Annotated in this window: 29 protein-coding genes; 18 read left to right on the top strand and 11 right to left on the bottom strand. The window is 73.2% G+C overall.

What is annotated here, in order from left to right; genetic code table 11:
• Positions 1-105: 105 nt before the first annotated feature.
• Genes ACWDAS_RS34745 through ACWDAS_RS34730 form a run of 4 tightly spaced genes read left to right on the top strand, consistent with a single transcriptional unit; the run spans position 106 to position 3547 of the window.
• Positions 106-1011, top strand: coding sequence for an ABC transporter ATP-binding protein (locus ACWDAS_RS34745; RefSeq protein ID WP_450398809.1), 906 nt, complete (start codon positions 106-108; stop codon positions 1009-1011).
• Positions 1008-1721: an ABC transporter permease gene (locus ACWDAS_RS34740; RefSeq protein WP_450398808.1), complete on the top strand. Its 714-nt coding sequence runs from the start codon at positions 1008-1010 to the stop codon at positions 1719-1721. The genes ACWDAS_RS34745 and ACWDAS_RS34740 overlap by 4 nt, the downstream gene beginning before the upstream one ends.
• 37 nt (positions 1722-1758) lie before the next feature.
• On the top strand, positions 1759-3009 hold the full coding sequence (locus ACWDAS_RS34735) for a sensor histidine kinase (protein WP_450398807.1): 1251 nt from the start codon (positions 1759-1761) through the stop codon (positions 3007-3009).
• Positions 2939-3547 carry a response regulator gene (locus tag ACWDAS_RS34730; protein WP_450398805.1) on the top strand — a complete coding sequence of 203 codons (609 nt, stop codon included), beginning with the start codon at positions 2939-2941 and terminating at the stop codon, positions 3545-3547. The genes ACWDAS_RS34735 and ACWDAS_RS34730 overlap by 71 nt, the downstream gene beginning before the upstream one ends.
• A 78-nt stretch (positions 3548-3625) precedes the next feature.
• On the opposite strand, the gene ACWDAS_RS34725 is transcribed toward ACWDAS_RS34730, so the two are convergent.
• A complete protein-coding gene (locus ACWDAS_RS34725) occupies positions 3626-4450 on the bottom strand; it encodes a transglutaminase family protein (protein ID WP_450398803.1) in 825 nt (274 codons plus the stop codon).
• A gap of 10 nt (positions 4451-4460) precedes the next feature.
• Complete coding sequence (locus ACWDAS_RS34720) at positions 4461-5486, bottom strand: GNAT family N-acetyltransferase (protein WP_450398877.1); 1026 nt, start codon at positions 5484-5486, stop codon at positions 4461-4463.
• A 113-nt stretch (positions 5487-5599) separates the two neighbouring features.
• Here ACWDAS_RS34720 and fdxA point away from each other — a divergent pair, with 113 nt between their 5' ends.
• Together fdxA and dapC are read left to right on the top strand one after the other, a co-directional pair.
• Entirely contained in the window at positions 5600-5920 is a 321-nt protein-coding gene (gene fdxA / locus ACWDAS_RS34715; RefSeq protein WP_018561461.1) for a ferredoxin, read from the top strand.
• A 94-nt stretch (positions 5921-6014) separates the two neighbouring features.
• Complete coding sequence (gene dapC / locus ACWDAS_RS34710; RefSeq protein WP_450398802.1) at positions 6015-7127, top strand: succinyldiaminopimelate transaminase; 1113 nt, start codon at positions 6015-6017, stop codon at positions 7125-7127.
• Positions 7128-7192: 65 nt separating this feature from the next.
• On the opposite strand, the gene ACWDAS_RS34705 is transcribed toward dapC, so the two are convergent.
• Entirely contained in the window at positions 7193-7630 is a 438-nt protein-coding gene (locus ACWDAS_RS34705) for an ATP-binding protein (RefSeq protein WP_450398801.1), read from the bottom strand.
• Positions 7631-7914: 284 nt separating this feature from the next.
• On the bottom strand, positions 7915-8916 hold the full coding sequence (locus ACWDAS_RS34700) for a heavy metal transporter (protein WP_450398799.1): 1002 nt from the start codon (positions 8914-8916) through the stop codon (positions 7915-7917).
• Between the two features lie 63 nt (positions 8917-8979).
• Here ACWDAS_RS34700 and dapE point away from each other — a divergent pair, with 63 nt between their 5' ends.
• Both dapE and ACWDAS_RS34690 read left to right on the top strand, forming a co-directional pair.
• Positions 8980-10047 carry a succinyl-diaminopimelate desuccinylase gene (dapE, locus tag ACWDAS_RS34695; protein ID WP_450398797.1) on the top strand — a complete coding sequence of 356 codons (1068 nt, stop codon included), beginning with the start codon at positions 8980-8982 and terminating at the stop codon, positions 10045-10047.
• A gap of 141 nt (positions 10048-10188) precedes the next feature.
• Positions 10189-10923, top strand: coding sequence for an LOG family protein (locus tag ACWDAS_RS34690; RefSeq protein ID WP_450398875.1), 735 nt, complete (start codon positions 10189-10191; stop codon positions 10921-10923).
• 18 nt (positions 10924-10941) lie between these two features.
• Here ACWDAS_RS34690 and folP read toward each other — a convergent pair whose 3' ends face one another.
• Positions 10942-11802 carry a dihydropteroate synthase gene (folP, locus tag ACWDAS_RS34685; RefSeq protein ID WP_450398796.1) on the bottom strand — a complete coding sequence of 287 codons (861 nt, stop codon included), beginning with the start codon at positions 11800-11802 and terminating at the stop codon, positions 10942-10944.
• A 123-nt stretch (positions 11803-11925) separates the two neighbouring features.
• Here folP and ACWDAS_RS34680 point away from each other — a divergent pair, with 123 nt between their 5' ends.
• Positions 11926-12309, top strand: coding sequence for a cell division protein DivIVA (locus tag ACWDAS_RS34680; protein WP_450398794.1), 384 nt, complete (start codon positions 11926-11928; stop codon positions 12307-12309).
• Positions 12306-12896 (top strand): DNA-3-methyladenine glycosylase I, encoded by a 591-nt coding sequence (locus ACWDAS_RS34675; protein WP_450398793.1) that lies wholly within the window; start codon positions 12306-12308, stop codon positions 12894-12896. Before ACWDAS_RS34680 ends, ACWDAS_RS34675 begins: the two co-directional genes overlap by 4 nt.
• A gap of 10 nt (positions 12897-12906) precedes the next feature.
• On the opposite strand, the gene chcB is transcribed toward ACWDAS_RS34675, so the two are convergent.
• A complete protein-coding gene (gene chcB, locus ACWDAS_RS34670; RefSeq protein WP_450398791.1) occupies positions 12907-13725 on the bottom strand; it encodes a 2-cyclohexenylcarbonyl CoA isomerase in 819 nt (272 codons plus the stop codon).
• Between the two features lie 262 nt (positions 13726-13987).
• Between chcB and ACWDAS_RS34665 the strand changes: the two genes are divergently transcribed.
• The gene (locus tag ACWDAS_RS34665) at positions 13988-14155 is read left to right on the top strand and encodes a DUF3117 domain-containing protein (RefSeq protein WP_018561471.1); all 168 of its coding nucleotides are present in this window, start codon (positions 13988-13990) and stop codon (positions 14153-14155) included.
• Positions 14156-14263: 108 nt separating this feature from the next.
• On the opposite strand, the gene ACWDAS_RS34660 is transcribed toward ACWDAS_RS34665, so the two are convergent.
• Positions 14264-14929, bottom strand: coding sequence for an O-methyltransferase (locus ACWDAS_RS34660; protein ID WP_450398874.1), 666 nt, complete (start codon positions 14927-14929; stop codon positions 14264-14266).
• Positions 14930-15065: 136 nt separating this feature from the next.
• On the opposite strand from ACWDAS_RS34660, the gene sigE reads away from it, so the two are divergent.
• From sigE to ACWDAS_RS34635, 5 genes are all read left to right on the top strand, one after another.
• Complete coding sequence (gene sigE, locus ACWDAS_RS34655) at positions 15066-15842, top strand: RNA polymerase sigma factor SigE (protein WP_450398789.1); 777 nt, start codon at positions 15066-15068, stop codon at positions 15840-15842.
• A 41-nt stretch (positions 15843-15883) separates the two neighbouring features.
• Complete coding sequence (locus ACWDAS_RS34650) at positions 15884-16813, top strand: zf-HC2 domain-containing protein (protein ID WP_450398787.1); 930 nt, start codon at positions 15884-15886, stop codon at positions 16811-16813.
• Between the two features lie 69 nt (positions 16814-16882).
• A complete protein-coding gene (locus tag ACWDAS_RS34645; protein WP_450398785.1) occupies positions 16883-18379 on the top strand; it encodes a trypsin-like peptidase domain-containing protein in 1497 nt (498 codons plus the stop codon).
• Positions 18380-18551: 172 nt separating this feature from the next.
• Positions 18552-18998: a sec-independent translocase gene (locus ACWDAS_RS34640; protein ID WP_450398784.1), complete on the top strand. Its 447-nt coding sequence runs from the start codon at positions 18552-18554 to the stop codon at positions 18996-18998.
• Positions 18999-19076: 78 nt separating this feature from the next.
• Complete coding sequence (locus ACWDAS_RS34635; protein WP_450398782.1) at positions 19077-19688, top strand: hypothetical protein; 612 nt, start codon at positions 19077-19079, stop codon at positions 19686-19688.
• Positions 19689-19768: 80 nt separating this feature from the next.
• Here ACWDAS_RS34635 and ACWDAS_RS34630 read toward each other — a convergent pair whose 3' ends face one another.
• The 3 genes from ACWDAS_RS34630 to ACWDAS_RS34620 all read right to left on the bottom strand — a co-directional run bounded on the left by ACWDAS_RS34630 (position 19769) and on the right by ACWDAS_RS34620 (position 22740).
• Positions 19769-20926: an Mrp/NBP35 family ATP-binding protein gene (locus ACWDAS_RS34630; RefSeq protein WP_450398780.1), complete on the bottom strand. Its 1158-nt coding sequence runs from the start codon at positions 20924-20926 to the stop codon at positions 19769-19771.
• A gap of 63 nt (positions 20927-20989) precedes the next feature.
• Entirely contained in the window at positions 20990-21517 is a 528-nt protein-coding gene (locus ACWDAS_RS34625; protein WP_450398872.1) for a DUF1003 domain-containing protein, read from the bottom strand.
• Positions 21481-22740: a magnesium transporter MgtE N-terminal domain-containing protein gene (locus tag ACWDAS_RS34620; protein ID WP_450398778.1), complete on the bottom strand. Its 1260-nt coding sequence runs from the start codon at positions 22738-22740 to the stop codon at positions 21481-21483. Before ACWDAS_RS34620 ends, ACWDAS_RS34625 begins: the two co-directional genes overlap by 37 nt.
• A 173-nt stretch (positions 22741-22913) precedes the next feature.
• Here ACWDAS_RS34620 and ACWDAS_RS34615 point away from each other — a divergent pair, with 173 nt between their 5' ends.
• Positions 22914-23615 (top strand): hypothetical protein, encoded by a 702-nt coding sequence (locus tag ACWDAS_RS34615; protein ID WP_450398776.1) that lies wholly within the window; start codon positions 22914-22916, stop codon positions 23613-23615.
• A gap of 15 nt (positions 23616-23630) precedes the next feature.
• On the opposite strand, the gene ACWDAS_RS34610 is transcribed toward ACWDAS_RS34615, so the two are convergent.
• Entirely contained in the window at positions 23631-24158 is a 528-nt protein-coding gene (locus ACWDAS_RS34610; protein WP_450398774.1) for a hypothetical protein, read from the bottom strand.
• Between the two features lie 220 nt (positions 24159-24378).
• On the opposite strand from ACWDAS_RS34610, the gene ACWDAS_RS34605 reads away from it, so the two are divergent.
• Complete coding sequence (locus tag ACWDAS_RS34605) at positions 24379-25329, top strand: DMT family transporter (RefSeq protein WP_450398772.1); 951 nt, start codon at positions 24379-24381, stop codon at positions 25327-25329.
• The last annotated feature ends 87 nt before the right edge of the window (positions 25330-25416 follow it).

Genomic DNA, 25416 nt, shown 5'->3' with positions numbered 1-25416 from the left:
GTGGCCCCGGTACCCGTACCGGGGCCACACCCATGACATCTGTCATCCGCAGGACAGGACGCCCGGCACTGCCGCCCGCACCCCGCCGTCGGCGACGCTGTCGTCATGACCGCAACAGTGTTCACGCACGTGAGCAAGAGCTTCGGTCAGGTCCGGGCCGTCGACGACCTGAGCCTGACCCTCCACCCCGGTGAGACCGTCGCCCTGCTGGGCCCCAACGGCGCCGGCAAGTCCACCACCCTGGACCTTCTGCTGGGCCTGCGCACCCCCGACACCGGCAGCGTCGAGGTCTTCGGCACCACCCCGCGCCGGGCCATCGCCGAGGGCAGGGTCGGGGCCATGCTGCAGAGCGGCGGCCTCATGGAGGACGTCACCGTGCGTGAGATCGTGCGGCTCGCCTGCGACCTGCACCCGCGCGCCCACCCGGTGGGCGAGGTGCTGGCGGCCGCCGGACTGGACTCCATCGCCGACCGCAAGGTCAACAAGCTCTCCGGCGGCCAGGAGCAGCGCGTGCGCTTCGCCCTGGCCACCGCCGGGGCGAGCGACCTGCTGATCCTCGACGAGCCCACGACCGGCATGGACGTCTCCGCCCGCCAGGCCTTCTGGGAGGCCATGCGCGGCCAGGTGAAGCAGGGCCGCACGGTGCTCTTCGCCACCCACTACCTGGAGGAGGCGGACGCCGTCGCCGACCGCGTGCTCGTCCTGCAGGGCGGGCGCCTGCTGGCCGACGGCACGGCGGCCGAGATCAAGGCGCGGGCGGGGGTCCGGCGTATCGTCTTCGATCTGGACGGACCGGTCGACGAGCCGGCCCTTCGGTCCCTGCCGCACGTCACCGATCTGGAGGTCACCGGGCGCACGGTGCGCATCCGGTCCACGGACGCCGACGCGACCGTGCACGCGCTCTACGCGGCCGGGCTCTACCCCCGGCACCTGGAGGTCGCCGGGCTCGGCCTGGAGCAGGCCTTCCTGGCCATCACGGAATCGTCGAAGGAGGAGGTGGCGGCCCGATGAGGACGCTGGCCCGGCTGGAGGTCCTGCGCGTCCTGCGCAACCGCAGGTTCATGTTCTTCTCGGTGCTGTACCCGGTGCTGCTTTTCATGATCCTGACGGCGGGCCAGAAGGCCTCGATGGTTCCGTACTACATGGTGGCGATGTGCGCCTTCGGCGCCATGACCGCCGTGCTCATGGGCAACTCCGAGCGGATCGCGCGCGAACGGGACAAGGGCTGGGTCCGCCAGCTGCGGCTGACCGCCCTCCCAGGACGCGGCTACGTCGTGGCCAAGATCGCCGCGGCCGCCACCGTCAGCCTGCCCTCGATCGTGCTCGTGCTGGCCGCGGGAGCCGCCGTGAAGGGCGTACGGATGGCAGCCTGGCAGTGGGCCGGCGTCCTGCTCACCAGCTGGGCGGGCAGCTTCGTCTTCGCCGCGCTCGGCGTGGCCATCGGCTACGTCGCCTCGGCGGAGACGGCCCGCCCCATCGCGATGATCGCGTACTTCGGGCTCGCCCTGCTGGGCGGCCTGTGGATGCCGTTCAGCTCCTTCCCCGGCTGGCTGCGCGACATCGCGAACCTGCTGCCGGCCCGCCCGTACGCGGCGCTCGGCCAGGCCGTCGAGCTCGGCCAGGCCCCGCACGCGAGGGACATCGCCGTGCTCGCGGTCTACGGGCTGGTGTTCGCCGGGACGGCCGCGTGGATGTACCGCAAGGACACGGCGAAGGCCTGAGGGCCCCGGGGACGTCCGCACGGAGAGGAGAGGCATCGTGGCTGCCGGAACGGCGCGCGTGCAGGAGGCCGCCGAGGCCGAGGACACCACGGCGATCGGCCGCGCCCCGGAGAACCGCCGCCAGATGCTGGTGAAGCTGATCTGGGTCGCCATGTGGATGCTCTACCTGGGCGCCCCGGTCAGCTACCTCGCGGAGGGCGGCCGGGGCATCGCCGCGACCGTCCTCGGCTGGACCGGCCTCGCCGCGTTCGTCGCCGGCTACCTCGGCATCGTCTTCCTGCGGACCAACGCCGAGCGCCAGCCGCGCTGGGTGTACGCGCAGCTGGCGGCGCTGGGCGCGCTGGGCCTGCTCATGGCTTTCACCCTGGGCGACGCCTTCCTCGTGCTCTTCGTCTACCTCGCCGTCGGCTGCGGCGCCGTGCTGCCCACCCGGCAGGCACGCTGGGCGATCCCGCTGGTCACCGCGGTGCTCGCGGCCGTCGCCGGGCTCACCGGGGCGAGCGAGGGGATGGGGGTCTCGCTCCTCGTGCCGTGCTTCCTCGGCGGCTACGCCATGACCGGGGTGCGGCAGCTGGTGCGGACCACCCGCGAACTGCGCGAGGCCCGCGCCGCCGTGGCCCAGCTCGCCGCCACCGAGGAACGGCTGCGGCTCGCCCGGGACCTGCACGACCTGCTCGGGCACTCGCTGTCCCTGATCACCCTCAAGAGCGAACTGGCCGGACGCATGCTGCCCGGCCGCCCCGAGGACGCCGCCCTCCAGGTCGCCGACATCGAGCGGGTCAGCCGGCAGGCCCTTGTCGACGTCCGCGAGGCCGTGAGCGGCTACCGGCGCCCCACCCTCGCCGCCGAGGTCGCCGGCGCCCGCGGCACCCTGCACGCCGCGGGCATCCGCGCCGAGCTGCCCGCGAAGGTGGCCGCCCCGCTCACCCCCGAGGCCGAGGGCGCGCTGGCCTGGGCCCTGCGCGAGGCCGTCACCAACGTCGTGCGGCACAGTGGCGCGACCCGCTGCGTGATCACCGTCACCGAGGGCGAGGGCACGGTTCGGCTCACCGTCGCCGACGACGGCCGCGGCCCGGGCCCCGGCGGCACCCGGCGCGGCAACGGCCTGACCGGTCTGGAGGAGCGCCTGCTGCTCGCCGGCGGCCGTCTGGAGACCGTCACCCCAGGGAGCGGCTTCACCCTCCGCGCCGTCGTCCCGGCGGACTACGCTGCCGCCCATGATCCGGGTGCTGCTGGCGGAGGACCAGTCGATGGTGCGGGAGGCCCTGGCCGCGCTGCTGGGGCTTGAGGGCGACATCGAGGTGGTCGCCCAGGTCGCCCGGGGCGAGGACGTCGTCGACGCGGCCCGCGCCGCCGGCGCGGAGGTCGCCCTCCTCGACATCGAGATGCCGGGCGCGATGACCGGCCTCGACGCGGCCGCCGTGCTCCGGACCGAACTGCCCGCGGTGCGCGTCGTCATCGTGACCACGTTCGGCCGGCCCGGCTATCTGCGGCGGGCCATGGAAGCGGGCGCCGACGCCTTCCTGGTGAAGGACGCGCCGGCGGCGGAGCTCGCGGAGGCGGTGCGCAGGGTGCTGCGGGGGGAGAAGGTCATCGATCCCGCGCTCGCGGCGGCCGCGCTCACGGAGGGGGCCGACCCCCTCACCGCGCGCGAGCGCGACGTGCTCCGCGCGGCGGCCGGCGGCTCCCTCAACGCGGACATCGCCCGCCGCCTCCACCTCTCCGAGGGGACCGTCCGCAACTACCTCTCCACCGCCATCCAGAAGACCGGCGCCCGCAACCGCGCCGAAGCGGTCCGCATCGCCCTCGAACGCGGCTGGCTGTAGGTGTACTCGGGGCTTGGCACCTGGTCAGGCGGTGATGCCGGTGGCGCCACCGCCCCACCCGGCCCGGCGTGCACCCCCTCAGTTGAGGAGGGCGCGCGCGGCGCGCGCCTGGTGGCGTATGGCCGCGGCGGCCGCGGGCTCCCCGTCGGCCAGTACATCCGCGTACGCCTCCATCTCGGCGGCGCCGCGCGCGAAATCGCCCTTACGCACCAGCAACTGGGCGTGCTCGTAGCGCAGTCGCGCCGGGTGGTGGGGCAGCAGCAGCGCCAGCTCGACGGACCACAGTTGCGTGGCCAGCTGCTCCGGTCGCGCCGACGCCCAGGCGCGGATGTTGTTGAGCACGCGCACCACGATGTCCAGCGGATCGGCCGGGGCGAGCATCGCCGGGGACAGGTCGGCCCCCGTCGCGCCCGCCACCAGCACGCGCAGGTCCTCGTCGCCGAGTCTCCTGCCCCCGTTGAAGGGATCGGCCAGCACGAACGCGCCCGCGGGATCGCCGAAGCCCACCACGAAGTGCCCGGGGAGGGCGACCCCGTGGACCGGGCCGCCGGCGCGCCGGACGACCTCCATCCACACCACCGACAGCAGGATCGGCAGCCCGCGCCGCCGCCGCAGCACCTCGTGCAGCAGCGAGGACTCCAGCCGCTGGTAGTCGGCGGGGGAGCCGCCGAAGCCGCAGCGCCGGCCGAGCAGCTCGGCGGCGGCGTCGGCCCAGTCGGCCGGGTGGGTGAGTCCGTACGGCAGGAGCCCGGCGAGGCGGTCGAGTTCGATCTGCGCCGCGTCCGTGCCGGCCTCGTCGAGGGCGGGGTCGGCCTCCGCGCCGATGAGCAGGCACAGGGTCGCCAGATCGGGGCGCGGCTCGCGGGCGGCCTCGGCGAAGCGCTGCCTGATGGCGTCGTTCATACCGCCGCTCTCACCCTCCCGCGGACTGCGGGCCGCGCCGGTAGTGGTAGGCGTGATGAGTGGTGAAGCCCATCCGGTCGTAGAGGGCGCGCGCGCCGTCGTTGTCCGTCTCGACCTGCAGGTACGCGCCGGAGGCGCCCTCGTCCAGTGCCTTGCGGGCGAGCGCGGCCATCACGGCCGAGGCCAGCCCGCGCCGCCGGTGGGCGGGGCCCACCTCGACCGCGCCGAAGGAGGCGAAGCGGCCGTCGACCACGCACCGCCCGATGGCCGCGGGCCCGGCGTCCGTCGCGTCGTCGTCGCCCGGCACCGTGGCGAACCACACCGACGGGCCGCCGGTCAGCACCTTCAGCGCCTCGTCGCCCAGGTCGCCCGTGCGGTGGTACCGGGCGAGCCACGCCGCGTCCACCTCGCGGGACAGGCGTACGGCCTCGGCGCCCGGCAGGTCCGCGATCGGTGCCAGCGCCGCGGTGCGCAGCAGTGTGTGGCCCTCCGCGGTCCAGCCGAGCCGGTCCAGTGCCTGCGCCAGCCCCTCGTCGGAGTCCTCGCCGCCGGTGGTGACCTGGACGTACGCGGGCAGGCCGCGGTCGCCGTACCAGCGGGCGACCCGTGCCGCGGCCTCCGTCAGCGGCACGCCCGGATCGCCGAGCGGCAGCACGGAGTTGGCCCGCCGGGTGAATCCGCCGGCCGCCCGGAGCGTCCAGTCGCCGAGGCGGGCGGTCTCCCGCGCGGGCCAGCCACGGGAGGCCAGCTCCTGCAGTTCCCGTGCGGTCGCGCGGGGGGCGCGGGCGCCGCGGCGCGCCGGTGCGCCGGGCACGATCTTGCCCGCCACCAGCGCGGATTCCGCGATACGGACGGTTTGCCCGTCCCGACGGGTGACAAGAAGTACCCCTTCGTCCCACGATGTGAGAAGCCCGACAGCGTCCGCGAACACCGGCCGCCCTTCGACGATCTCCGCGATCCTCCGTACCGAAACGCGTTTGCCCACGTCAGAAGGGGTTATGCGCACCTCTGGCCGGCCTCCTGCGGTGAAATCCATGCTCATGACCGCCCCTCCTGTTCGTCTGCTGCCCAAGAACGGAGATACTAGGGGCGGGCATCGACGACGCCGCGCTCCCGCGCGAGACAGCCCTATCGAGGAGGAACGACAGCGTGACCTACGTCATCGCGCAGCCTTGTGTCGACGTCAAGGACAAGGCGTGCATCGAGGAGTGCCCCGTCGACTGCATCTACGAGGGCCAGCGGTCCTTGTACATCCACCCGGACGAATGCGTCGACTGCGGAGCCTGCGAGCCGGTCTGCCCGGTGGAGGCCATCTTCTACGAGGATGACACCCCCGAGGAGTGGAAGGACTACTACAAGGCGAACGTCGAGTTCTTCGACGAGCTCGGCTCGCCCGGTGGTGCCTCCAAGCTCGGGCTGATCGAGCGTGACCACCCCTTCATCGCCGCCCTGCCCCCGCAGGGCGAGTGACCCGGAAATTGCGGGCGGTCCCGCACGGCACACCGCCGTGCGGGACCGCCGTGTTTGAGGCAGTGGCGGGCCGTGGGCCTGGGAGGAACGGAAAGTGAGCAACAGCGTGTCGCAGCCAGTCTCGTCCAGACTCCCCGTCTTCCCGTGGGACCGGCTCGAACCGTACAAGGCCACGGCCGCCGCCCACCCCGACGGCATCGTCGACCTGTCGATCGGCACCCCGGTGGACCCGGTCCCGCACATCGTCCAGCAGGCGCTGTCCGGGGCCGCGGACAGCCCCGGCTACCCGACCGTGTGGGGGACGCCCGGGCTGCGCGCCGCCATCACCGGCTGGGCCGGCCGCCGGCTGGGCGCCGCGGGCCTGACCGACGCGCATGTGCTGCCCGTGGTCGGATCCAAGGAACTGGTCGCCTGGCTGCCGACGCAACTGGGCCTCGGCGCGGGCGACAAGGTGGCGTACCCGCGGCTCGCCTACCCGACGTACGAGGTCGGCGCGCGGCTGGCGGGCGCCGAGCCGGTCGTCTACGAGGAGCCGACCGAGACCGATCCGTCCGGGCTGAGGCTGCTGTGGCTCAACAGCCCTTCCAACCCCACCGGTCGCGTCCTGTCCAAGGACGAGCTGACCCGTGCCGTCGCCTGGGCGCGTGAGCACGGCGTGCTGGTCTTCAGCGACGAGTGCTACCTGGAGCTGGGCTGGGACGCCGACCCGGTCTCCGTCCTGCACCCGGACGTCTGCGGCGGCTCCTACGAGGGCATCGTGGCCGTCCACTCGCTGTCCAAGCGCTCCAACCTGGCCGGTTACCGCTCCGCGTTCCTGGTGGGCGACCCGGCAGTGCTGGGCGAGCTGCTGCAGATCCGCAAGCACGGCGGCATGATGACCCCCGCCCCGGTGCAGGCCGCCACGATCGCGGCGCTCGGGGACGACACCCACGTGGCCGGGCAGCGCGAGCGCTACGCGCGGCGGCGGGCCGCCCTGCGGGAGGCCTTCGAGAGGGCGGGCTTCCGCATCGAGCACAGCGAGGCGAGCCTGTACCTGTGGGCGACGCGCGGGGAGTCGTGCTGGGACACCGTCGCGGACCTTTCCAAGCGCGGCATCCTCGTGGCTCCCGGCGAGTTCTACGGTGCGGCGGGGGAGCGGTACGTCCGGATCGCCTTCACGGCCACCGACGAGCGGGTGGCGGCGGCTGTGCACCGGCTGGCCTCCTGAGCCACGACGGCGCAAAGGGCCCGGGGAGCGCCCCTCCCCGGGCCCTTTCGGTGGGGCTGTGGGGGTCAGCCGCCGATCGGAAGGTCCTTGAGGGGCGGCCGGCCGGTGGAGGGGACTCCGCCCGGAAGCCCCTGGAGAGGCAGGCCGGAGGTGTCGGCCGCCCTGGCGTGCCTCCCGAGGTCCATGGCGGTGCCGCCGACGGTCCGCGCGGCCTGCGTCGCGGCGTTCCTGACGGTCGGCTGGGCGCTCTTGGCGACGCCGGTCACCGTGCCGGTCGTGGCGGGCACCGCGTCCTGGACGGTCTTCACGGCACCGGACTGCTTGGCCACGCCGGACACGGCGCCGGTGAGGTCGGGGGCCTTGTCCACGTTGGTCAGCCCACCCAGGTCGCCGACCTGCGGCAGCTCGGCGGCGGACGCGGCACCGGCACCGATGAGAGGAGCCGCGGCCGCGCCGACCAGCAGGGCGGCCCGGGCGATCCGACGCGTGAGGGGGAGAGACATGGTGCTCCTTTTACGGAGAGACGACAGTTTCGACGTGACATGTCCGCGGGGCGGACGTCGTGACTACCGCGTGAGGGGCCCCGAAGGTTGCGGCCGCCAAGAGTAAAGAGTTGGCAATGCAGCCGGATTCCCGGGGCAGTAAAGCGGAGCAATTCGGGCGGAGTCCTAAGCGTCGCCGAAACGTCACAGCCCTTGATCAGAAGCCTTTTCCGCACCCCGAACGAGGGGATTCGCATCTGATGGGTTTGGCGTATCAATCACCCGCCTGGGGGTGAATACCCGCACTATTGCGCGACGGTGATCCTGACATCGCCCGCCGCGGCGCCCGGAGCGGTGGAATTCGCCGCCGTCCAGCCCCGGTCGGAGGTCTCCGCGGACCACTCGCGGTTTCCGAAGGACACCTTCTCCACCTTCAGCTCGTGTGCGTGCGCCACCGCCCACTGCGCCAGCTCCCAGCCCCGCCGGCGCCCGTCGCCGCGCGCCTCGTCGCCCGCCGGGGCGGACGGCACGGCCACCGTGCGCCGCGCCGAACCCGTGCTCCCGGAACGGTTCTTGGCGTTCTTCCCGGCCCCGCCGCCCGGGTCCGCGGGCGTCTCGGCGGTGCGCGGCGCCACATCGGCCCCGAACTCCCGCACCAGCCGTGCCCGAACCTTCGCCGGATCGCCCCCGGAGACCGTCCCGGCGGCCGCCACCGTGGTGCACGTGAGCGCCCCGGCGTGCCGGCCGGTCAACGCGGCGGCCAGCAGCGTCGCGTCCGCCTCGTGCTTGGCGTACGCCAGCGGAAAGCCGCTCTTCTGCACTTTCTGCGCGGCGACGGTGAGCGGGAGCCGCGAATAGCCCGGGATCTTCACCAGGCCGTCGAAGAATTCGTTCGAGGCGTACACCGGGTCCATGATCTGCGCGGCCGTTCCCCAGCCCTGCGAGGGGCGCTGCTGGAACAGGCCGACCGAGTCGCGGTCGCCGTGATCCAGATTGCGCAGCGCCGACTCCTGCATCGACGTGGCCAGTGCTATCGTCACCGCCCGCTCCGGCAGCCCGCGCGAGGTCGCCACGGCGGCGATCGTGGAGGCGTTCGCCGCCTGCTGCGGCTCCAGCGTCAGGCTGCCGGCCTCGGTGGTCACCGTGCAGCCCGAGCGGCGCGGACCGCCGCCGACGCCGGCCAGGTGGTAGGCCGCGTAGCCCGCCACGCCCAGCAGCACCAGGCCTGCGGTGGCCAAACGGGCGGCGCGCCCCCGCTTCACGGGGGCGCGTTCGTCGGGCGTCGACGTCGACGGTGGCTTCGGCACGGGCACACCGTACCGAAGGCTTCCGCTGCCGAGTCCCGGCCCGTCCGCCGGTAGGGTCGGCGCATGGAACGGCCCGTGCTCGATCTCAGCCAGGACGCCGCCGCCGTGACGGCGCAGCTCGTCGACATCCCTTCCGTCAGCCTCGCCGAGAAGCCCCTGGCGGACGCGGTGGAGAGCGCCCTGCGCGCCCTCCCGCACCTCACGGTGGACCGCGACGGGGACGCCGTCGTCGCCCGCACCCGGCTCGGCCGGTCCGAGCGGGTCGTGCTCGCCGGGCACCTGGACACGGTGCCGATCGCCGAGAACGTGCCCTCCCGCCTGGACGCCGACGGCATCCTGTGGGGCTGCGGCACCTCCGACATGAAGTCCGGCGTCGCCGTCCAGCTGCGGCTCGCCGCCACACTTCCGGCCCCCAACCGCGACCTGACCTTCGTCTTCTACGACGCCGAGGAGATCGCCGCGGAGCACAACGGCCTCAAGCGCCTCTCCCGGAACCACCCGGAGTGGCTCGCGGGCGACTTCGCCGTCCTGCTGGAGCCCACCGACGCCAAGGTCGAGGGCGGCTGCCAGGGCACCCTGCGGGTCCGCGTCGAGACCACCGGGCGCCGCGCCCACTCCGCGCGCAGCTGGCTCGGCGACAACGCCATCCACAAGGCCGTGCCGGCCCTGGCCCGGCTCGCCGCGTACGAGCCGCGGCAGGCGGTCATCGACGGCCTCACCTACCGCGAGGGCCTCAACGCCGTCATGATCGAGGGCGGCCACGCCGGCAACGTGATCCCCGACTCCTGTGCGGTGATCGTCAACTTCCGCTTCGCCCCCGACCGTTCCGAGGCCGAGGCGTTCGCCCACGTCCGCGAGGTCTTCGAGGGCTTCGAGGTGCGCCTGACCGACAGCGCCCCCGGCGCCCTGCCGGGCCTGTCCCACCCGGCCGCGGCCGCCTTCGTCGAGGCCATCGGCACCGAGCCCGCGCCCAAGGACGCCTGGACCGACGTGGCCCTGTTCTCCGCGCTCGGCGTCCCCGCGGTCAACTACGGCCCCGGCGACCCCAGGCTCGCCCACACCCGCGAGGAGCACGTCGCCGCCGCCGCCGTCCTGGAGGCGGAGGAGAAGCTGCGCGCCTGGCTGTCGTAACGAGCAATTAAGCGGCGCGTTCTTGATCCGCCCGGTGGACGCGGTCGTACCCTGACCGGACGGCAGCGAAAGGAGCGCGACATGGACAGTGACGCGGAGGAGGCGTCCGCCGCCGAGACGGCCGCGGCGGAAGGCACCCCCATGGGGCGCGGCTGGCCCGAGCGCCACACCGGTCCCGTCGTGCGGCGCCGGGGCCAGGTGCAGAAGTCCACCACCGACCAGCGGCTGCTGGACACCCGCGGTCCCTCGGACTGGGTCCACGGCGACCCCTGGCGCGTGATGCGCATCCAGTCGGAGTTCGTCGAGGGCTTCGGCGCGCTCGCCGAACTCGGCCGGGCGGTCAGCGTCTTCGGCTCCGCCCGCACCTCCGAGGGATCGGCCGATTACGAGACCGGCGTCCGTATCGGCCGCGCCCTGGCCGAGGCGGGCTTCGCCGTCATCACCGGCGGCGGCCCCGGCGCGATGGAGGCGGCCAACCGCGGCGCCTGCGAGGCCGGCGGCGTCTCCGTGGGCCTGGGCATCGAGCTCCCCTTCGAGCAGGGGCTCAACCCCTACGTCGACATCGGCGTGAACTTCCGCTACTTCTTCGTCCGCAAGACGATGTTCGTGAAGTACGCCTCGGGCTTCATCGTCCTGCCGGGCGGCTTCGGCACGCTCGACGAGCTCTTCGAGGCCCTCACGCTCGTCCAGACCCGCAAGGTCACGCAGTTCCCGATCGTCCTGTTCGGTTCCGCCTACTGGCGGGGCCTGGTCGACTGGGTCCGCGACACCGTCGTGGACGGCGGGAAGGCCTCCCCGGTGGACCTGGAACTCCTGCACGTCACCGACGACGTCGACGAGGCGGTCGCCCTGGTGACGAAGGAGAGCGGCGACTGAGGGACCGCCGCGCCGCGGCTACGCCAGCCCCCGCCGGGCCACCGCCGGGGGCCGGTGCCCCGCGATCGAGGCGACCATCTCCAGCACCTGCCGGGTCTCGGCCACCTCGTGCACCCGGTAGACCTGCGCGCCGAGCCACGCGGAGACGGCGGTCGTCGCCAGGGTGCCGATCAGCCGCTCCTTGACCGGGCGGTCCAGCGTCTCGCCCACGAAGTCCTTGTTGGACAGCGACACCAGCACCGGCCAGCCCGTCGCCGTCATCTCCGGCAGCCGCCGCGTCGCCTCCAGCGAGTGCCGGGTGTTCTTCCCGAAGTCGTGACCGGGGTCGATGAGGATGGCGTCCCGCCGCACCCCCAGCGCGGCCGCCCGCTCGGCGAGGCCCACCGTCACCTTCAGGATGTCGGCCATCACGTCCTCGTAGCCCACCCGGTGCGGCCGGGTGCGAGGCTGCGCGCCGCCCGCGTGGGTGCACACCAGGCCCACTCCGTGCCTCGCGGCGACCTCGGCGAGCCGGGGGTCGACGCCGCCCCAGGCGTCGTTGAGCAGGTCCGCGCCGGCCTCGCAGACCGCCTCGCCGACCTCGTGGCGCCAGGTGTCGACGCTGATGACGACATCCGGGTGGCGCCGCCGCACCTCGGCGACGAATCCGACGGTCCTGCGGATCTCCTCCTGCGCCGAGACCTCCTCACCGGGGCCGGCCTTCACCCCGCCGACGTCGATGATCGCGGCGCCCTCCGCGACCGCGCGCTCGACGCGTTCGAGGGCCGGTGCGTCCGTGAACGTGGCGCCCTGGTCGTAGAACGAGTCCGGCGTCCGGTTCACGATCGCCATGATCACGGGCTCGTGCTCGCCGAATTCCCGTGTACCCAGCCGCAGCATGTCGCGCCTGCCTCCCTCGAAATGTCGTACGCCGATCGAAGATAGTCGTCGACCGCACACCGCGCGCACGGCGCGACATGGCACGATCGTGGCGTACACGTCGGGCCGACCCCGGGAGAGGTCTTGTTCTGGTTCATGCTCATCGCGCTGGTCGCGGTGGTGGCCGCGGTCGCCCTCGCGGTGCTCGGCGACGGCGGGGTGCTCCGTGACGTGGAGCCGGACCGGGTGGACGACCGGCTGCCGCCGGAGCGGCCGGTGGGCCGCGCGGACGTCGAGCGGCTGCGCCTGCCGGTGACCGTGCGCGGCTACCGCATGGTGGACGTCGACGACGTGCTGGAGCGCCTCGGCGCGGAGCTGGCCCAGCGCGACGCCCACATCGCCGACCTGGAGGCCGCGCTGGCCGGCGCCCACGCCACCCGGCTCGGCGGCCACTCGCTGATCAAGGACGCCGAGCAGGACGCGGAGCGGGCCCCCGAGGACCCGCGCGCCCCCGGGAGCGGGCTGTGAGCGACGGCGGCGTGCTGACCGGGCCGGACGGCCTGGCCCGCTGCCCGTGGGGGCTGTCCACCGACGACTACGTCGAGTACCACGACACCGAGTGGGGGCGCCCGGTGCACGGCGAGGCCGCCCTCTTCGAGCGGCTGTGCCTGGAGGCCTTCCAGTCGGGCCTGTCGTGGATCACGATCCTGCGCCGCCGCGAGGGCTTCCGGAAGGCCTTCGCGGGCTTCTCGCCGGAAGCGGTCGCGGCCTTCACCGACGAGGACCGCGAGCGGCTGCTCGCCGACCCCGGCATCATCCGCAACCGCGCCAAGATCGACGCGTCCATCGCCAACGCGCACGCCACCCTGGCCCTGCGCGAGGGGTACGAGGGCGGCCTGGACGCCCTCGTCTGGTCGTACGCGCCGGACCCCGCCGGACGCCCGGAACCCCGCACCGTCGCGGACGTACCGGCCGTCACGGCGGAGTCCATCGCGCTCGCCAAGGACCTCAAGAAGCGCGGATTCCGTTTCGTCGGCCCCACCACGGCCTACGCGCTGATGCAGGCCTGCGGTCTGGTGAACGACCACCTGGCGGACTGCTGCGCCCGGCGCTGACCGCTGTGGCTCACCGGCCGAGGAAGCGGGGCTTCTGCTTCTTCAGGAAGGCGTCGACGGCGATCCGGTGGTCCTCGGAACCGCCGGCGAGCGTCTGCAGCTCGTCCTCCTTGGCCAGGGTGTCGATCAGCGAGTGCTCCTCGCCGTACGCCATGGACGCCTTGACCGCCGCGTAGGCGACCGTCGGGCCCTCCGCGAGCCGCCGGGCCACGGCCCGGGCCTGGTCGGCCAGCTCGGCGGCCGGGACCAGGCGGTTGGCGATGCCCAGCTCGTGCGCCTCCTGCGCGCTGATCGTGCGCGGGAAGAGCAGCAGATCGGCGGCGCGGCTGCGGCCGACGAGCCGGGGCAGTGTCCAGGAGGCCCCGGAGTCCGCGGTGAGGGCGACACCCACGAAGGACGTGTTGAAGCTGGCGGTGTCGGCGACCACGCGGTAGTCGCAGGCGAAGGCGAAGCCCGCGCCGGCCCCCGCCGCGACGCCGTTGACCCCGGCGACGACCGGCTTGGGCATGGTGGCGATCGCGGTGACGATCGGGTTGTAGTGCTCGCGCACCGTGGACATCGCGCCCCCTGGCTTCGCCGGGGGGACCCCCGGGCCGCCGCCGGCCTCGGCGATGAACGCGACGTGCTCCTTGAGGTCCTGCCCGACGCAGAAGGCCTTGCCGCTCGCGGTCAGCAGCACGGCCCGCACGGCCGGATCGGCGCCCGCCGTCTGCAGGGCGTCGCGCAGGGCGACCTTGGTGTCGACATTCAGCGAATTCATCGCTTCGGGGCGGTTCAAGGTGATGGTGGCGAGCCCGTCGCTCACCTCGTACAGCACGGTGTCGGCCATGTGATCCCCTTCGTCGCGGCTCCCGTTCGGGGCCAGCATGCCGGAGATCGCCAGGTGCGGACATGTGACCTCCGTCAAACACGGCCGAGAGTGCGATCACCGAAATGGACGGTTTTGCGGGACCGGGTTCTCGAACGGATGGGAACCGATGTTGGTCATCGGGTCACCCGATGCGGGATAATGGCTGAGAACCAATGTGTTCGAGTCCGGTGGCGCCTGGGCCACCGGTTGCGAAGAGCTGGTTTCAGGAAGGGGAACGAGCATGGCGGCCATGAAGCCGCGGACGGGTGATGGCCCGCTCGAGGTGACCAAGGAGGGGCGGAGCATCATCATGCGCGTTCCGCTCGAGGGCGGCGGACGGCTTGTCGTCGAGCTGACTCCGGACGAGGCGGATGCACTCGGCGAGGCTTTGAAGAAGGCCATCGCCTGACAACCGGCCAATCCAAGCCTTGGGCCCCCGGCGGCATCCGCCGGGGGCCCACTTGTTTGTTCTTTCCGCCTCCGGCCGGAAACGGGTGCATTCCGGGCGGCGGAATTGTCAGCCGCGCCGTACCGCGCAGAGCAGGCCGTCGTCGGTCGGCAGCAGGACCGGGGCGAGTGCCGCGTTGTCCCGTACGGTCCGCATCAGTTCACGCAGCCGGATGACCTCCGGCTCGGAGTGGGCGGCGTCCATGGACCGGCCCTGGGCGAAGGCCCCCTCGAAGCAGACGAGCCCACCGGGACGCAGCAGGCGCAACGATTCGCCCAGATAGTCCGGGTACTCCAGCCGGTCCCCGTCGCAGAACACCAGGTCGTAGCCGCCGTCCGCGAGCCGGGGGAGGACGTCGAGCGCCCGGCCGGGGATGAAGCGGGCGCGGTTGCCCGCGAACCCCGCCTCCCGGTAGGCGGTGCGGGCCAGCTGCTGGCGGTCCGGCTCGGTGTCGACGGTGGTCAGCACGCCGTCGGGGCGCATGCCGTGCAGCAGGTGGATCCCGGAGACGCCGGTGCCGGTGCCGATCTCCACCACCGCCTTGGCGTCGGTGGCGGCGGCCAGCAGCCGCAGCGTCGCGCCGGTGCCGGGGGAGACGGGGCGCACGCCTGCCTCACGAGCTCGTCCGCGGGCCCGTATCAGCGCGTCGTCCTCGGCGACGAAAGCGTCCGCGAACGCCCAGCTCGCCTGCCGGTTGCCGGTAATTGCCCTCTCCTGTCCGCGTGATGGTTGCAGCCCGCCTGGCGACTGTATCCGTTGCGGTCGGGAACCCGCAGATGGGACCGCTCGTTGGTACCTGCGACAGACGTGAACGACAGGGGCCGGGAGCGATGAGCTCGGCACTTATCCGGAGCTAACGGGCGAGGTGGATATGGTGGGGGCTCTACTGGACACCACCAGAGCCGACAGGGGAGGTGCGGCTGCGGCTGGTCACCGGGGAGTGCTGTCGCGCTTTCGCAGGTCGGCCGGCGAGCCGAAATCCGTGACCGATACAGCTGACGACCGTCCGCGCACCGACGAGTCCGCGACTGTGGCCGCCAACGCGACCTTCGCCACCGACGGGGACGGCCAGGCGTGGACTCCCCCGTCCTGGGAGGAGATCGTCAGTACCCACAGTGCCCGGGTCTACCGCCTCGCGTACCGCCTCACCGGCAACCAGCACGACGCCGAGGACCTGACGCAGGAGGTCTTCGTCCGGGTTTTCCGCTCGCTGTCGACGTACACCCCCGGCACCTTCGAGGGCTGGCTGCACCGCATCACCACCAACCTCTTCCTCGACATGGTCCGCCGCCGTCAGCGCATCCGCTTCGACGCCCTGGGCGACGACGCCGCCGAGCGGCTGCCCAGCCGCGAGCCGTCCCCGGCGCAGCACTTCGCCGACACCCACTTCGACGCGGACATCCAGCAGGCGCTGGACACCCTCGCCCCGGAGTTCCGCGCGGCCGTCGTGCTCTGTGACATCGAGGGCCTGTCCTACGAGGAGATCGCCGCGACGCTCGGCGTGAAGCTGGGGACGGTGCGCAGCCGCATCCACCGCGGCCGTTCGCACCTGCGCAAGGCACTGGAGCACCGTGCGCCGGCCGCCCGTCCGGGCCGCGCGCCGGTTCTGGCCACCGGCCTTCCGGCCCTGGAGGGCGGGAGCACGTGAGCGGCGCCGTAAGCCGGCACCTCACGTGTGCCGATCAGCACTTGGGTGACCATCTCGCCGCCTTCGTCGACGGCGAGCTCCACGACGACGCCCGTGACCGGGTGCTCGCGCACCTCGCGACCTGCCCCGGCTGCAAGGCCGCGGCCGACGAGCAGCGCCGGATGAAGGACGTGGTCGCCGCCTCGGCGCCGCCCGCCCTCTCCGCGGGTCTGCTCGCCCGTCTCCAGGAGTTGCCCGGGGGTGACGGAGCCGGCGGGGGAGGACCCTTCGACGGGGGCGGAGTGATCGAGACGGCCAGCCTCGGCGGTGAGCGCCTCGGCGGCGGCCTGTTCGGGAAGGCGCGCGAGGAGTTCTCGCAGCCCCTGTCCGCCTCCGCTTCCCGCGGCTTCCGGATCCACGAGACCGGCCGCTCCGGCGCCGCGGTCGCGCCCGTCGGCCCGGCCCCGTCCGGCTCCGCGGTCCGCGGCCGGCGCCGCTTCGCGTTCGCCGCGGCCGGCGCGGTCTCCATGGCGGCCATCGCGCTCGGTGGCGCCCTGCCCCTGGAGGCGGCGGTCGACGGGGCCGGCGGCTCCCCGCTCTCCCGCAGCGGCGGAGGCACCGGTGCCGCGACGACTCCGGTGACCGCCGACTCCGCCCGCGCGGCGGCCGATGTGTGGTCCACGGCGACCAGCGACCTCCTGCACCCGGTCTCCCGCGGCATGCACCCCTACGGCATCGGCGCGGCCGACGAGCGCGAGGCCCCCGGCGGCGCCGTCACCCGGCCCCTGGGACTGTCGGGCGACCGGTCGGTCACCGGCTCGGCCGCATCGGTGGTCCCGGGCGTCACCCTCGCGCCTGCCGTCGCCCCCTCGACGACCGCAAGCCCGTCCGTCTCTCCCGGCTCCGCGGGGGGTTCCACGGGCTCCTCGACCGTGCCTGTCCCGTTCGACTCGGTCGTCCCGCTGCTCGGACACTTCCCCGTGACCCGCTGAGCGGGCGGCTGCGGGCGGCGCCGACTCCTGGTTCAATCCAGGGAGGACAGGTCGTCGTAGGGGAGCAGTGTGGACGAGGGGAAGGCCGAAGGGCCGAAATGGTGGAGCCGGCCGGAGACGGTCGCGCCGGTACCGCCCGAGCCGCAGGACCGGCCCGCCCCGGACACGGTCACCGACTCCGCACCCGCCGGGCCCACCGAGCCCACCGCCGGAGCGGAGCCGCGGCACGCCTCCGACCCGTACGACACCCCGCCGTACGGCGAGCCCGGCCCGTGGGCGCCCGCGCCGCCGGTGCAGCACCCCGCGGGAGCCGTGCCGCCGCACCAGCCCGCGCCGCCGCCCACAGCCCCGCCCACGCCCGCCCCGCCGCTGTCCATCGGCCAGTGGCACCGCCATGACCCCTGGGCGGCTCCCGGCGGCACCGGGGACCCGCAGCAGCCCGCCCCACCCGGGCGTAGCCGGCGCGGCCCGCTGGCGGCCGCGCTGATCGCGGTCACGCTGATCGCCGGCGGCATCGGCGGCGCGCTCGGCGCCTACGTCCACGACAGCGGCGGTGCGCAGGACGTGACCCTGCCGCAGGCCACCGCGGAGGCCGGCACCCGCGCTCCGGGAAGCATCGCGGGCATCGCCGCCAACGTGCTGCCCGGTGTCGTCTACATCCACGTCAAGGGCGACGACGGCGAGGGCACCGGCACCGGCTTCGTGCTGGACGCCGAGGGCCACATCCTCACCAACAACCACGTGGTGGAGAGCGTCGCCAAGAACGGCACGATCTCGGTGACCTTCAACGGCGGCCAGGTGAAACCCGCCACGATCGTCGGCCGGGACACCGGCTACGACCTGGCGGTCATCAAGGTCAGCGGCGTCAAGGGACTCCACCCGCTGACCCTCGGCGACTCCGACGCCGCCCAGGTCGGCGACCCCGTGGTCGCCATCGGCGCCCCGTACGGGCTCGAGGGCACCGTCACCTCCGGCATCATCAGCGCCACACAGCGCCCGATCACCGCCGGCGGGGAGACCAACAGCAGCGACGTCAGCTACGTGGACGCCATCCAGACCGACGCCCCCATCAACCCCGGCAACTCCGGCGGTCCGCTGGTCGACGCAAAGGGCCTGGTCATCGGCATCAACAGCGCCATCCGCTCGGCGGACAGCGGCTCCGACCCGTTCGGCAACAGCAGCCAGGGCGGCAGCATCGGCCTCGGCTTCGCCATCCCGGTCAACCAGGCCAAACGGGTGGCCGAACAGCTGATCAACGACGGCAAGGCCACCCACCCGGTGATCGGCGTCAGCATCAACCTGCAGTACTCGGGCGACGGCGCCCAGGTCAGCCCCGAAGGCGAGGGCGACGGGGACTCGGTGACCCCCGACGGCCCGGGCGCCAAGGCGGGCATCGAGCCGGGCGACGTGATCACCGCCATCGACGGCAAGCGGGTGCACAGCGGCGAGGAACTGATCGTGCGGATCCGCGCCCACCGCCCCGGCGACACGCTGCAGCTGACCGTGAAGCGGGACGGCAAGGAGCGCGCCGTGCAGCTGACCCTCGGCTCCGCCACCGGGACCTGACGGGGGCGCCCGGCCCGGCGGGGAAGGCGCGACGGGGCCGGGCGGCGAATTCGGGATTTACCGGGGCACGACCTACTGTTGACCCGGGCCACTCCCGTGTACGCGGTTGGGGCAGGTACGGTGAGATCCGCCGGATTCCGTCCGCCGGTCGAGGACCACGAGGAGCTGCACGGTGTTTTCAGACATAGGCGCGCTGGAGGTCGTCGCGCTCGTGATCCTTGCCGTGCTCGTGTTCGGGCCGGACAAACTGCCCAAGGTCATCAAGGACGTCATGCAGTTCGTCCGCAAGGTGCGGGAGTTCTCGGACAGCGCCAAGGCCGACATCCGCAACGAGCTGGGTCCCGAGTTCAAGGACTTCGAATTCGAGGACCTGCACCCCAAGAACTTCGTCCGGAAGCAGCTGCTGGACAAGGACGAGCTGGGCCTGAAGGAGATCCGCAACGGATTCGACTTCAAGGAGGAGATGTCCGCGGTCACCGACGCCGTGCACGGCCGCGACAGCGCCGCCGGCAGCGGCGGCTCGGGCTCCTCCGGTTCCTCGGGCACCCCGGACCGGCTGCGCAAGCGGGACGGCCTGGCCCCGGGCGAGGCCCCGCCGTTCGATTCCGACGCCACCTGATCCGGGGCCCTGCCCCGTTCAGGTAGCGCGAGTGGCTATTCTCCCTTTGTTTGCCCTTATGGAGGAGGCGCCGCGCGTATGGAGACCACAGCTGACCCGGCGGATCGTACGATCGACGGCTATCTCAAGGCCGACTTCCCCTGGTACGGGCTGGACGAGGCATTCACCGGCGACCGCTGGCTCGCCCCCATCGGCCTGAGCGCCGACGGCACCGTGGAGCACGGCTCCACCGGTCACGGCGACGAACCGTCCGTCAAGGTCGAGCCCACGCCCGACAACCGCCGCTTCGTGGCGGTCGTCACGGTCGCCGACCGCCCGGTGCGGCGCAGCTCGGACGGCACCGGCGTGCTGGAGGCCACCTCGGTCGCCTCGGCGGCCTGGCTGGCGGGCTCGGGACTGCTGTCGTGCACCTGGCCCACCCACATGGAGCGCCATCTGCGACAGAACTGGCTCGACCAGCAGACCGCCATCGCCTGGGACCTCGCCGACAACCTGGACGGGCCCGGCTGGTCGACGCTCACCCTGCCGGTGGACGGCGTTCCCACGCCCTTCCACTACCGGGAGTCGGAGTACGGCTGGGTGATGGCCGGCTCCGCGCGCGGGGTGCACCTGGGTGCCTTCGGGCGCGGTATGAGCGCGTACGGCCTCGGTCTGGCCCAGGTGAAGGACATCACCGCGTACCGGCCGTGACACGCCTCAGGGGCGCCCTCCGGCTCGGAGGGCGCCCCTGAGGCGTTTTCCGGGGGAGCCGGTCGCGGCCGGCCCCCGGATCAGAACTTGTTGCGCGGCGTGATGCCCAGGGAGAGGCCGGCCAGGCCGCGCTGCCGCCCGCCGAGCTTGCCCGCGATGGCGCGCAGCGCGGAGCCCGCCGGGGACTCCGGGTCGGTCAGGACGACCGGGCGCCCGTCGTCGCCGCCCTCGCGCAGCCGTACGTCGATCGGGATCTGGCCGAGCACCGGCACGGTGGCGCCGGTGGTGCGGGTCAGGCCCTCGGCGACCCGCTCGCCGCCGCCGGTGCCGAAGACGTCGACCATCTCGCCGCAGTGCGGGCAGGGCAGCCCGGACATGTTCTCGATGACACCGACGATCTTCTGGTGGGTCTGCACGGCGATGGTGCCCGCGCGCTCGGCGACCTCGGCCGCGGCCTGCTGCGGCGTGGTCACCACGAGGATCTCGGCGTTCGGGACGAGCTGCGCGACCGAGATCGCGATGTCACCGGTGCCGGGCGGCAGGTCGAGCAGGAGCACGTCCAGGTCGCCCCAGTACACGTCGGCGAGGAACTGCTGCAGGGCCCGGTGGAGCATCGGGCCGCGCCACACCACGGGGGCGTTGCCCGGGGTGAACATGCCGATGGAGATGACCTTCACCCCGTTGGCCGAGGGCGGCATGATCATGTTCTCGACCTGGGTCGGACGGCCGTCCGCGCCCAGCATGCGCGGCACGCTGTGGCCGTAGATGTCGGCGTCGACCACGCCGACCTTCAGGCCGTCGGCGGCCATCGCGGCGGCCAGGTTCACCGTCACCGAGGACTTGCCGACGCCGCCCTTGCCGGAGGCGACCGCGTACACCCGGGTCAGCGAGCCGGGCTTGGCGAACGGGATCTCCCGCTCCGCCTGCCCGCCGCGGAGCGAGGTGGCCAGCTCGCGGCGCTGCTCGTCGCTCATCACGTCCAGCTCGACGGTCACCCCGGTCACCCCGGCGACCTTCGACACGGCGGTGGTCACCAAACTCGTGATGGTGTCCCGCATCGGGCAGCCCGACACCGTCAGATAGACCGCGACCCGCACCGCGCCGCCGTCCGCGATGTCGACCGACTTGACCATGCCCAGGTCGGTGATCGGCTTGTGGATCTCGGGGTCGTTCACCGTCGCGAGCGCGGCCCGCACCGCGTCGAGTGAGACGGAGCCTGGGAGAGTGTCGTCAGCCATGCGTCGATGGTACGTCCCGGCCGGTGGCCCGAGGACCCGCGGTGGGCGGGCTCACACGCAGGGTCACTCCGCCTCGACGGGCGAGCGCTGGTCGATCTCCTTCATCAGCTCGTGCAGTTCGGAGCGGATCCAGTCACGGGTGGCGACCTCGCCGAGCCCGAGGCGCAGCGCGGCGATCTCGCGGGTCAGGTACTCGGTGTCGGCGATGCTGCGCTCGTTCGCCTTGCGGTCCTGCTCCAGGTTGACCCGGTCCCGGTCGTCCTGCCGGTTCTGCGCCAGCAGGATCAGCGGGGCGGCGTACGAGGCCTGCAGCGACAGCATCAGGGTGAGGAAGATGAACGGGTAGGAGTCCCAGCGCAGGTGGCGGGGCGCCAGCGCGTTCCACGCCACCCACGCGATGATCACCACCGTCATCCAGACGATGAACCGCCCGGTCCCCAGGAAGCGGGCGATCTTCTCCGACAGCCGCCCGAACGCCTCCGGGTCGTAGGAGGGCAGGAAGCTGATCCGCGGCACCCGCGGCTGGTCGAGGCGGACGCGGGGACGCTCGTCGCTCACTGCGCCGCCTCGTGCAGCTCCGTCTCGCGCCAGTCCTCCGGCAGCAGGTGGTCCAGCACGTCGTCGACGGTGACGGCGCCCAGCAGCGAGCCGCTGTCGTCGACGACCGGCACGGACACCATGTTGTACGTCGCGAGGAAGCTGGTGACCGCGGGCAGCGGGGTGTCCGGCGCCAGCGGTTGCAGGTCGCTGTCGAGGAGCGAGCTGACCAGGGTGAACGGCGGGTCGCGCAGCAGCCGCTGGAAGTGCACCGTGCCCAGGTACTTGCCGGTCGGGGTCTCGTCCGGCGGCCGGCAGACGTACACCTGGGCGGCGAGCGCGGGGGACAGGTCCGGGTTGCGGACCCGGGCGAGGGCGTCGGCCACGGTCGCGTCGGGGCGCAGCACGATCGGCTCGGTGGTCATCAGACCGCCCGCGGTGCGCTCCTCGTACGACATCAGCCGCCGCATGTCGGCCGCCTCGTGCGGCTCCATCAGGGCCAGCAGCCGCTCCTGCTCCTCCTTGGGCAGCTCGGCCAGCAGGTCCGCGGCGTCGTCCGGGTCCATGGCCTCCAGCACGTCCGCGGCACGCTCCTCCTTCAGCTTGCCGAGGATCTCCACCTGGTCGTCGTCCGGCAGCTCCTCCAGGACGTCGGCGAGCCGGTCGTCGTCGAGGGCGGCGGCGACCTCGGCACGGCGTTTGGGCGACAGATGGTGCAGGACGTTCGCCAGGTCGGCGGGGCGCAGCTGCTCGAAGGTGGCGAGCAGCGCCTCGGCGCCCTGCGCGTGCTCGTCCAGGGAGAAGCCGGTGACCACCGACCACTCGACGGTCAGCGTCTCCCCGCTGCGGCGCAGCGGGCCGCCCTTCCCGCGGCGGACGAAGACCTTGTCGATCTCCCAGTCGCGGCGCGCGGGCAGCCGCACCATCGACACGTCCAGCACGGTCACCTCGTCGCCGGTCTCGACCAGGGTCACCCGGCGGTCCAGCAGTTCGCCGAGGACCAGGGTCTCGGTCGGGCGCTGCTCGAAGCGCTGCATGTTGACGACACCGGTGGTGATCACCTGGCCGGACTCCACACCCGTCACCCGCGTGATCGGGAGGAAGATGCGGCGCCGGCTGACCACCTCCACCACCAGCCCGAGCACTCGCGGCGGGCGGCCGCCGACCCGCAGCATCACGACCACGTCCCGGACCCGGCCGACCTGGTCGCCGTTGGGATCGAAGACCCGCACCCCGGACAGGTGCGAGACGAAGACCCGCGAGGTTCCGGCTGCCATGCCGCCAGGCTAACGCCGCCGTCCCGGGCCGGGCGCGCGGTAATGCTCCACGGGGGCTTCGCACGGCGTTCACAGCGGTTCACCCGGGCAGCGGTACGCTGCGGTAGCTTCGGCTCCGCTTCGCCGTACCGGTCGTGTGACGGGTGCGTACAACTGCAGGAGGAAGAGAACACGTGATCCCCGGCCGCCGGTCAGCCGTCCTTGGGAGCCTTCTGGGCGCGGTTCTCGCGCTCGCCGGAGTGACCGGGTGCGCGGGCGATCCGGACACGGGGACCAACGGGGTCGGCAAGCTGCCGGCCGAGACCATCGAGAAGCGCGCCCGCGCGGCCGCGGACACCGCCGACACGGTGAGGCTGTCGGGCACCGTCGTCAGCAAGGGCCGCACCTACCGGCTCGACATGAGGCTGCGCGGCAACGGCGGCCTCGGCGAGGTCACCGCCGAGGGCAGCACCTTCGAACTGCTGCGGGTGGGCGACGACCTCTACCTCAAGGCGGGCGCGGGCTTCTACGGCGACCAGGTCGGCGCCAAGCTCAAGAACAAGTACGTCAAGGTGCCCGCCGGGGATCCCGCGTACGAGCAGTTCAGCGGCTTCACCGACAAGGAGGTGCTGCTGGAGGGCCTCTTCGTGCTCCACGGCGGCCTCGCGGTCGGCGACCACCGCAAGGTCGAGGGCGTCCGCACGATCGCCGTCACCGCGGACGGCGGCAGCGGCGGCACGCTCGACGTGTCCCTGGAGGGCAGGCCGTACCCCCTGCGCTACGAGCGCGCGGGCGGCGCGGGCACGCTGACGATGGCCGACTGGGGCAAGGACTTCACGCTGCGCGCGCCGGACGACGAGGACGTCGTCGACTACGGCAAGGCGGTCACACCGTAGGGATGCCGCGGCGGCTCAGGCCCTCTTGCGGCGCTTGAGCAGCAGCTTGGGCAGGCCGGCCGGGATCGGGCGGCGGGTGACGGCGGCCGTCGGCACCGGCGCGGCGGCGCCGCTGCCGTCCGGCATCGCGCCGGGACGTTCGAAGGGGGCGCCGGCGGGCTCCAGGCGCAGGACACGGCACTCGCGGGCCCAGCGCCCGGTCATCGTCTCCGCGTCCGGCGCGTTGAGCCGCTTGCCCTTCAGTTCCTCGACGGCGGTCGTCCACGCCTCGCCCTCCGGGACGAGCTCCGTGACCCGGACCGGGAAGGCGACCAGCCGGCCGCCCTTGTCCTTGCTGCGGACGGTCACGGTGGCGGTGCCGCCGTCGGTGAGCCCCGGCCCCGGCAGCGGCTGCTCGCCGGGGCCGCCGCCGACGACCACCACGGCGCCGTCGACCCACGCGTGCCACAGGGCCTGCCCGTCGGCCCACAGCAGGCCGGACTTCTTCACGGCCTCCTCGATCAGGGCCTTGTCCAGCAGCGGCTGCGTCACGGTTTCCGTCATGCGCCCACCCTATGGTGTGGGCGCCTGCGGCATCCCCTCGCGCCCGGCACTTCGCGCGGCGCGGCGCGGCACGGCACGGCCTCCGCCGTACGGCCGGCGGCCCGCGACCGCCGGGAGGAGCGAGGTCACCGCACACATGCTGAGACGACAGGGGCTCGGCGCCCGGACGGGCCTTACGCTAAGCACGTCGCCGTCTTGCCGTGCCCAGAGGAGAAACCGCGTGTCCGCCGCGCCGTCCGCCAGCAGAACACCCGCCGCCACCCCGGCGGACGACGCGTCAGGGGCGGCATCCCCGCAGGTCAAGGCGCCGCTGGACTTCGTGCTGCTGGCGGTCGCGATCGCGGGCGTCTCCCTGTCGGCACCGCTGATCGCCGCCACCGCCGCCCCCGCGCTGGCCATCGCCTTCTGGCGGAACGCGATGGCGGTCGGCGTGCTGAGCCCCTTCGCCTGGTTCAGGCACCGCGACGAACTGCGGGGCATGGGCCGCCGGGCCCTGTGGCTGTCGCTCGCGTCCGGCGCGGTGCTGGCGCTGCACTTCGGGCTGTGGCTGCCGAGCCTGAACATGACCTCGGTCGCGTCCTCCACGGCGCTGGGGACGACCACACCGGTGTGGACCACGCTGATCCTGCGGATGCGCGGTCACCGGCCGCCCCGGCTGGTGTGGCTCGGCTCTGCGCTGGCGGTCGCCGGCGTGGTGCTCCTGACCGGCGTCGACCTGTCACTGTCGCCGCGCGCCCTGGCCGGGGACGCGCTGGCGCTGGGCGGCGGCATCGCGGCGGCGGGGTACGTCCTGCTCGGCGCGGAGGTGCGACGGACCGTCAGCACGACCGCGTACACATACGTCTGCTACTCCACGACGGCCGTGGTGCTGCTGGTCGTCTGCCTGGTCTCGGGTTCGGCGCTGGGCGGCTACGACGGGAGCACCTGGGCGAAGCTCGTCGCGCTGACGGTGGCCGCGCAGCTGCTCGGCCACAGCCTGCTGAACCGCGTGGTCCGTGGGCTGGGGGCCTCGACGACGTCCACGGCGATCCTGCTGGAGACGCCGGGGGCCGCGCTGGTGGCGGCGCTCTGGCTGGGCCAGAACCCGCCCGCGGCGGCCTACCCGGCGCTCCTGGTGATCCTCGCGGGACTGGCCCTGGTGATCCTGGCGGACCGCAGGAAGGCCGCCTAGAAGACTGCTGAAAATCTCGGGTTCTGGCCCCGGCTCTGTGGAGTCGGGGCCAGTCTTGTAGGCATGCAGGGGGAATGGGCCGGGGAG

The organism is Streptomyces sp. NPDC001070 (assembly GCF_053598835.1).
Note: the sequence above shows the minus strand (reverse complement) of the source record. Positions and strands in the feature narration are given on the sequence as shown.

Excerpts from the sequence above, each read along its gene's own strand:
- ACWDAS_RS34745 (WP_450398809.1), top strand. The coding sequence starts at position 106 with ATGACCGCAACAGTGTTCACGCACGTGAGCAAGAGCTTCGGTCAGGTC.
- ACWDAS_RS34740 (WP_450398808.1), top strand. The coding sequence starts at position 1,008 with ATGAGGACGCTGGCCCGGCTGGAGGTCCTGCGCGTCCTGCGCAACCGC.
- ACWDAS_RS34730 (WP_450398805.1), top strand. The coding sequence starts at position 2,939 with ATGATCCGGGTGCTGCTGGCGGAGGACCAGTCGATGGTGCGGGAGGCC.
- ACWDAS_RS34725 (WP_450398803.1), bottom strand. The coding sequence starts at position 4,450 with ATGAACGACGCCATCAGGCAGCGCTTCGCCGAGGCCGCCCGCGAGCCG.
- ACWDAS_RS34720 (WP_450398877.1), bottom strand. The coding sequence starts at position 5,486 with ATGGATTTCACCGCAGGAGGCCGGCCAGAGGTGCGCATAACCCCTTCT.
- ACWDAS_RS34705 (WP_450398801.1), bottom strand. The coding sequence starts at position 7,630 with ATGTCTCTCCCCCTCACGCGTCGGATCGCCCGGGCCGCCCTGCTGGTC.
- dapE (WP_450398797.1), top strand. The coding sequence starts at position 8,980 with ATGGAACGGCCCGTGCTCGATCTCAGCCAGGACGCCGCCGCCGTGACG.
- ACWDAS_RS34690 (WP_450398875.1), top strand. The coding sequence starts at position 10,189 with ATGGGGCGCGGCTGGCCCGAGCGCCACACCGGTCCCGTCGTGCGGCGC.
- folP (WP_450398796.1), bottom strand. The coding sequence starts at position 11,802 with ATGCTGCGGCTGGGTACACGGGAATTCGGCGAGCACGAGCCCGTGATC.
- chcB (WP_450398791.1), bottom strand. The coding sequence starts at position 13,725 with ATGGCCGACACCGTGCTGTACGAGGTGAGCGACGGGCTCGCCACCATC.
- ACWDAS_RS34665 (WP_018561471.1), top strand. The coding sequence starts at position 13,988 with ATGGCGGCCATGAAGCCGCGGACGGGTGATGGCCCGCTCGAGGTGACC.
- sigE (WP_450398789.1), top strand. The coding sequence starts at position 15,066 with ATGGTGGGGGCTCTACTGGACACCACCAGAGCCGACAGGGGAGGTGCG.
- ACWDAS_RS34635 (WP_450398782.1), top strand. The coding sequence starts at position 19,077 with ATGGAGACCACAGCTGACCCGGCGGATCGTACGATCGACGGCTATCTC.
- ACWDAS_RS34630 (WP_450398780.1), bottom strand. The coding sequence starts at position 20,926 with ATGGCTGACGACACTCTCCCAGGCTCCGTCTCACTCGACGCGGTGCGG.
- ACWDAS_RS34620 (WP_450398778.1), bottom strand. The coding sequence starts at position 22,740 with ATGGCAGCCGGAACCTCGCGGGTCTTCGTCTCGCACCTGTCCGGGGTG.
- ACWDAS_RS34610 (WP_450398774.1), bottom strand. The coding sequence starts at position 24,158 with ATGACGGAAACCGTGACGCAGCCGCTGCTGGACAAGGCCCTGATCGAG.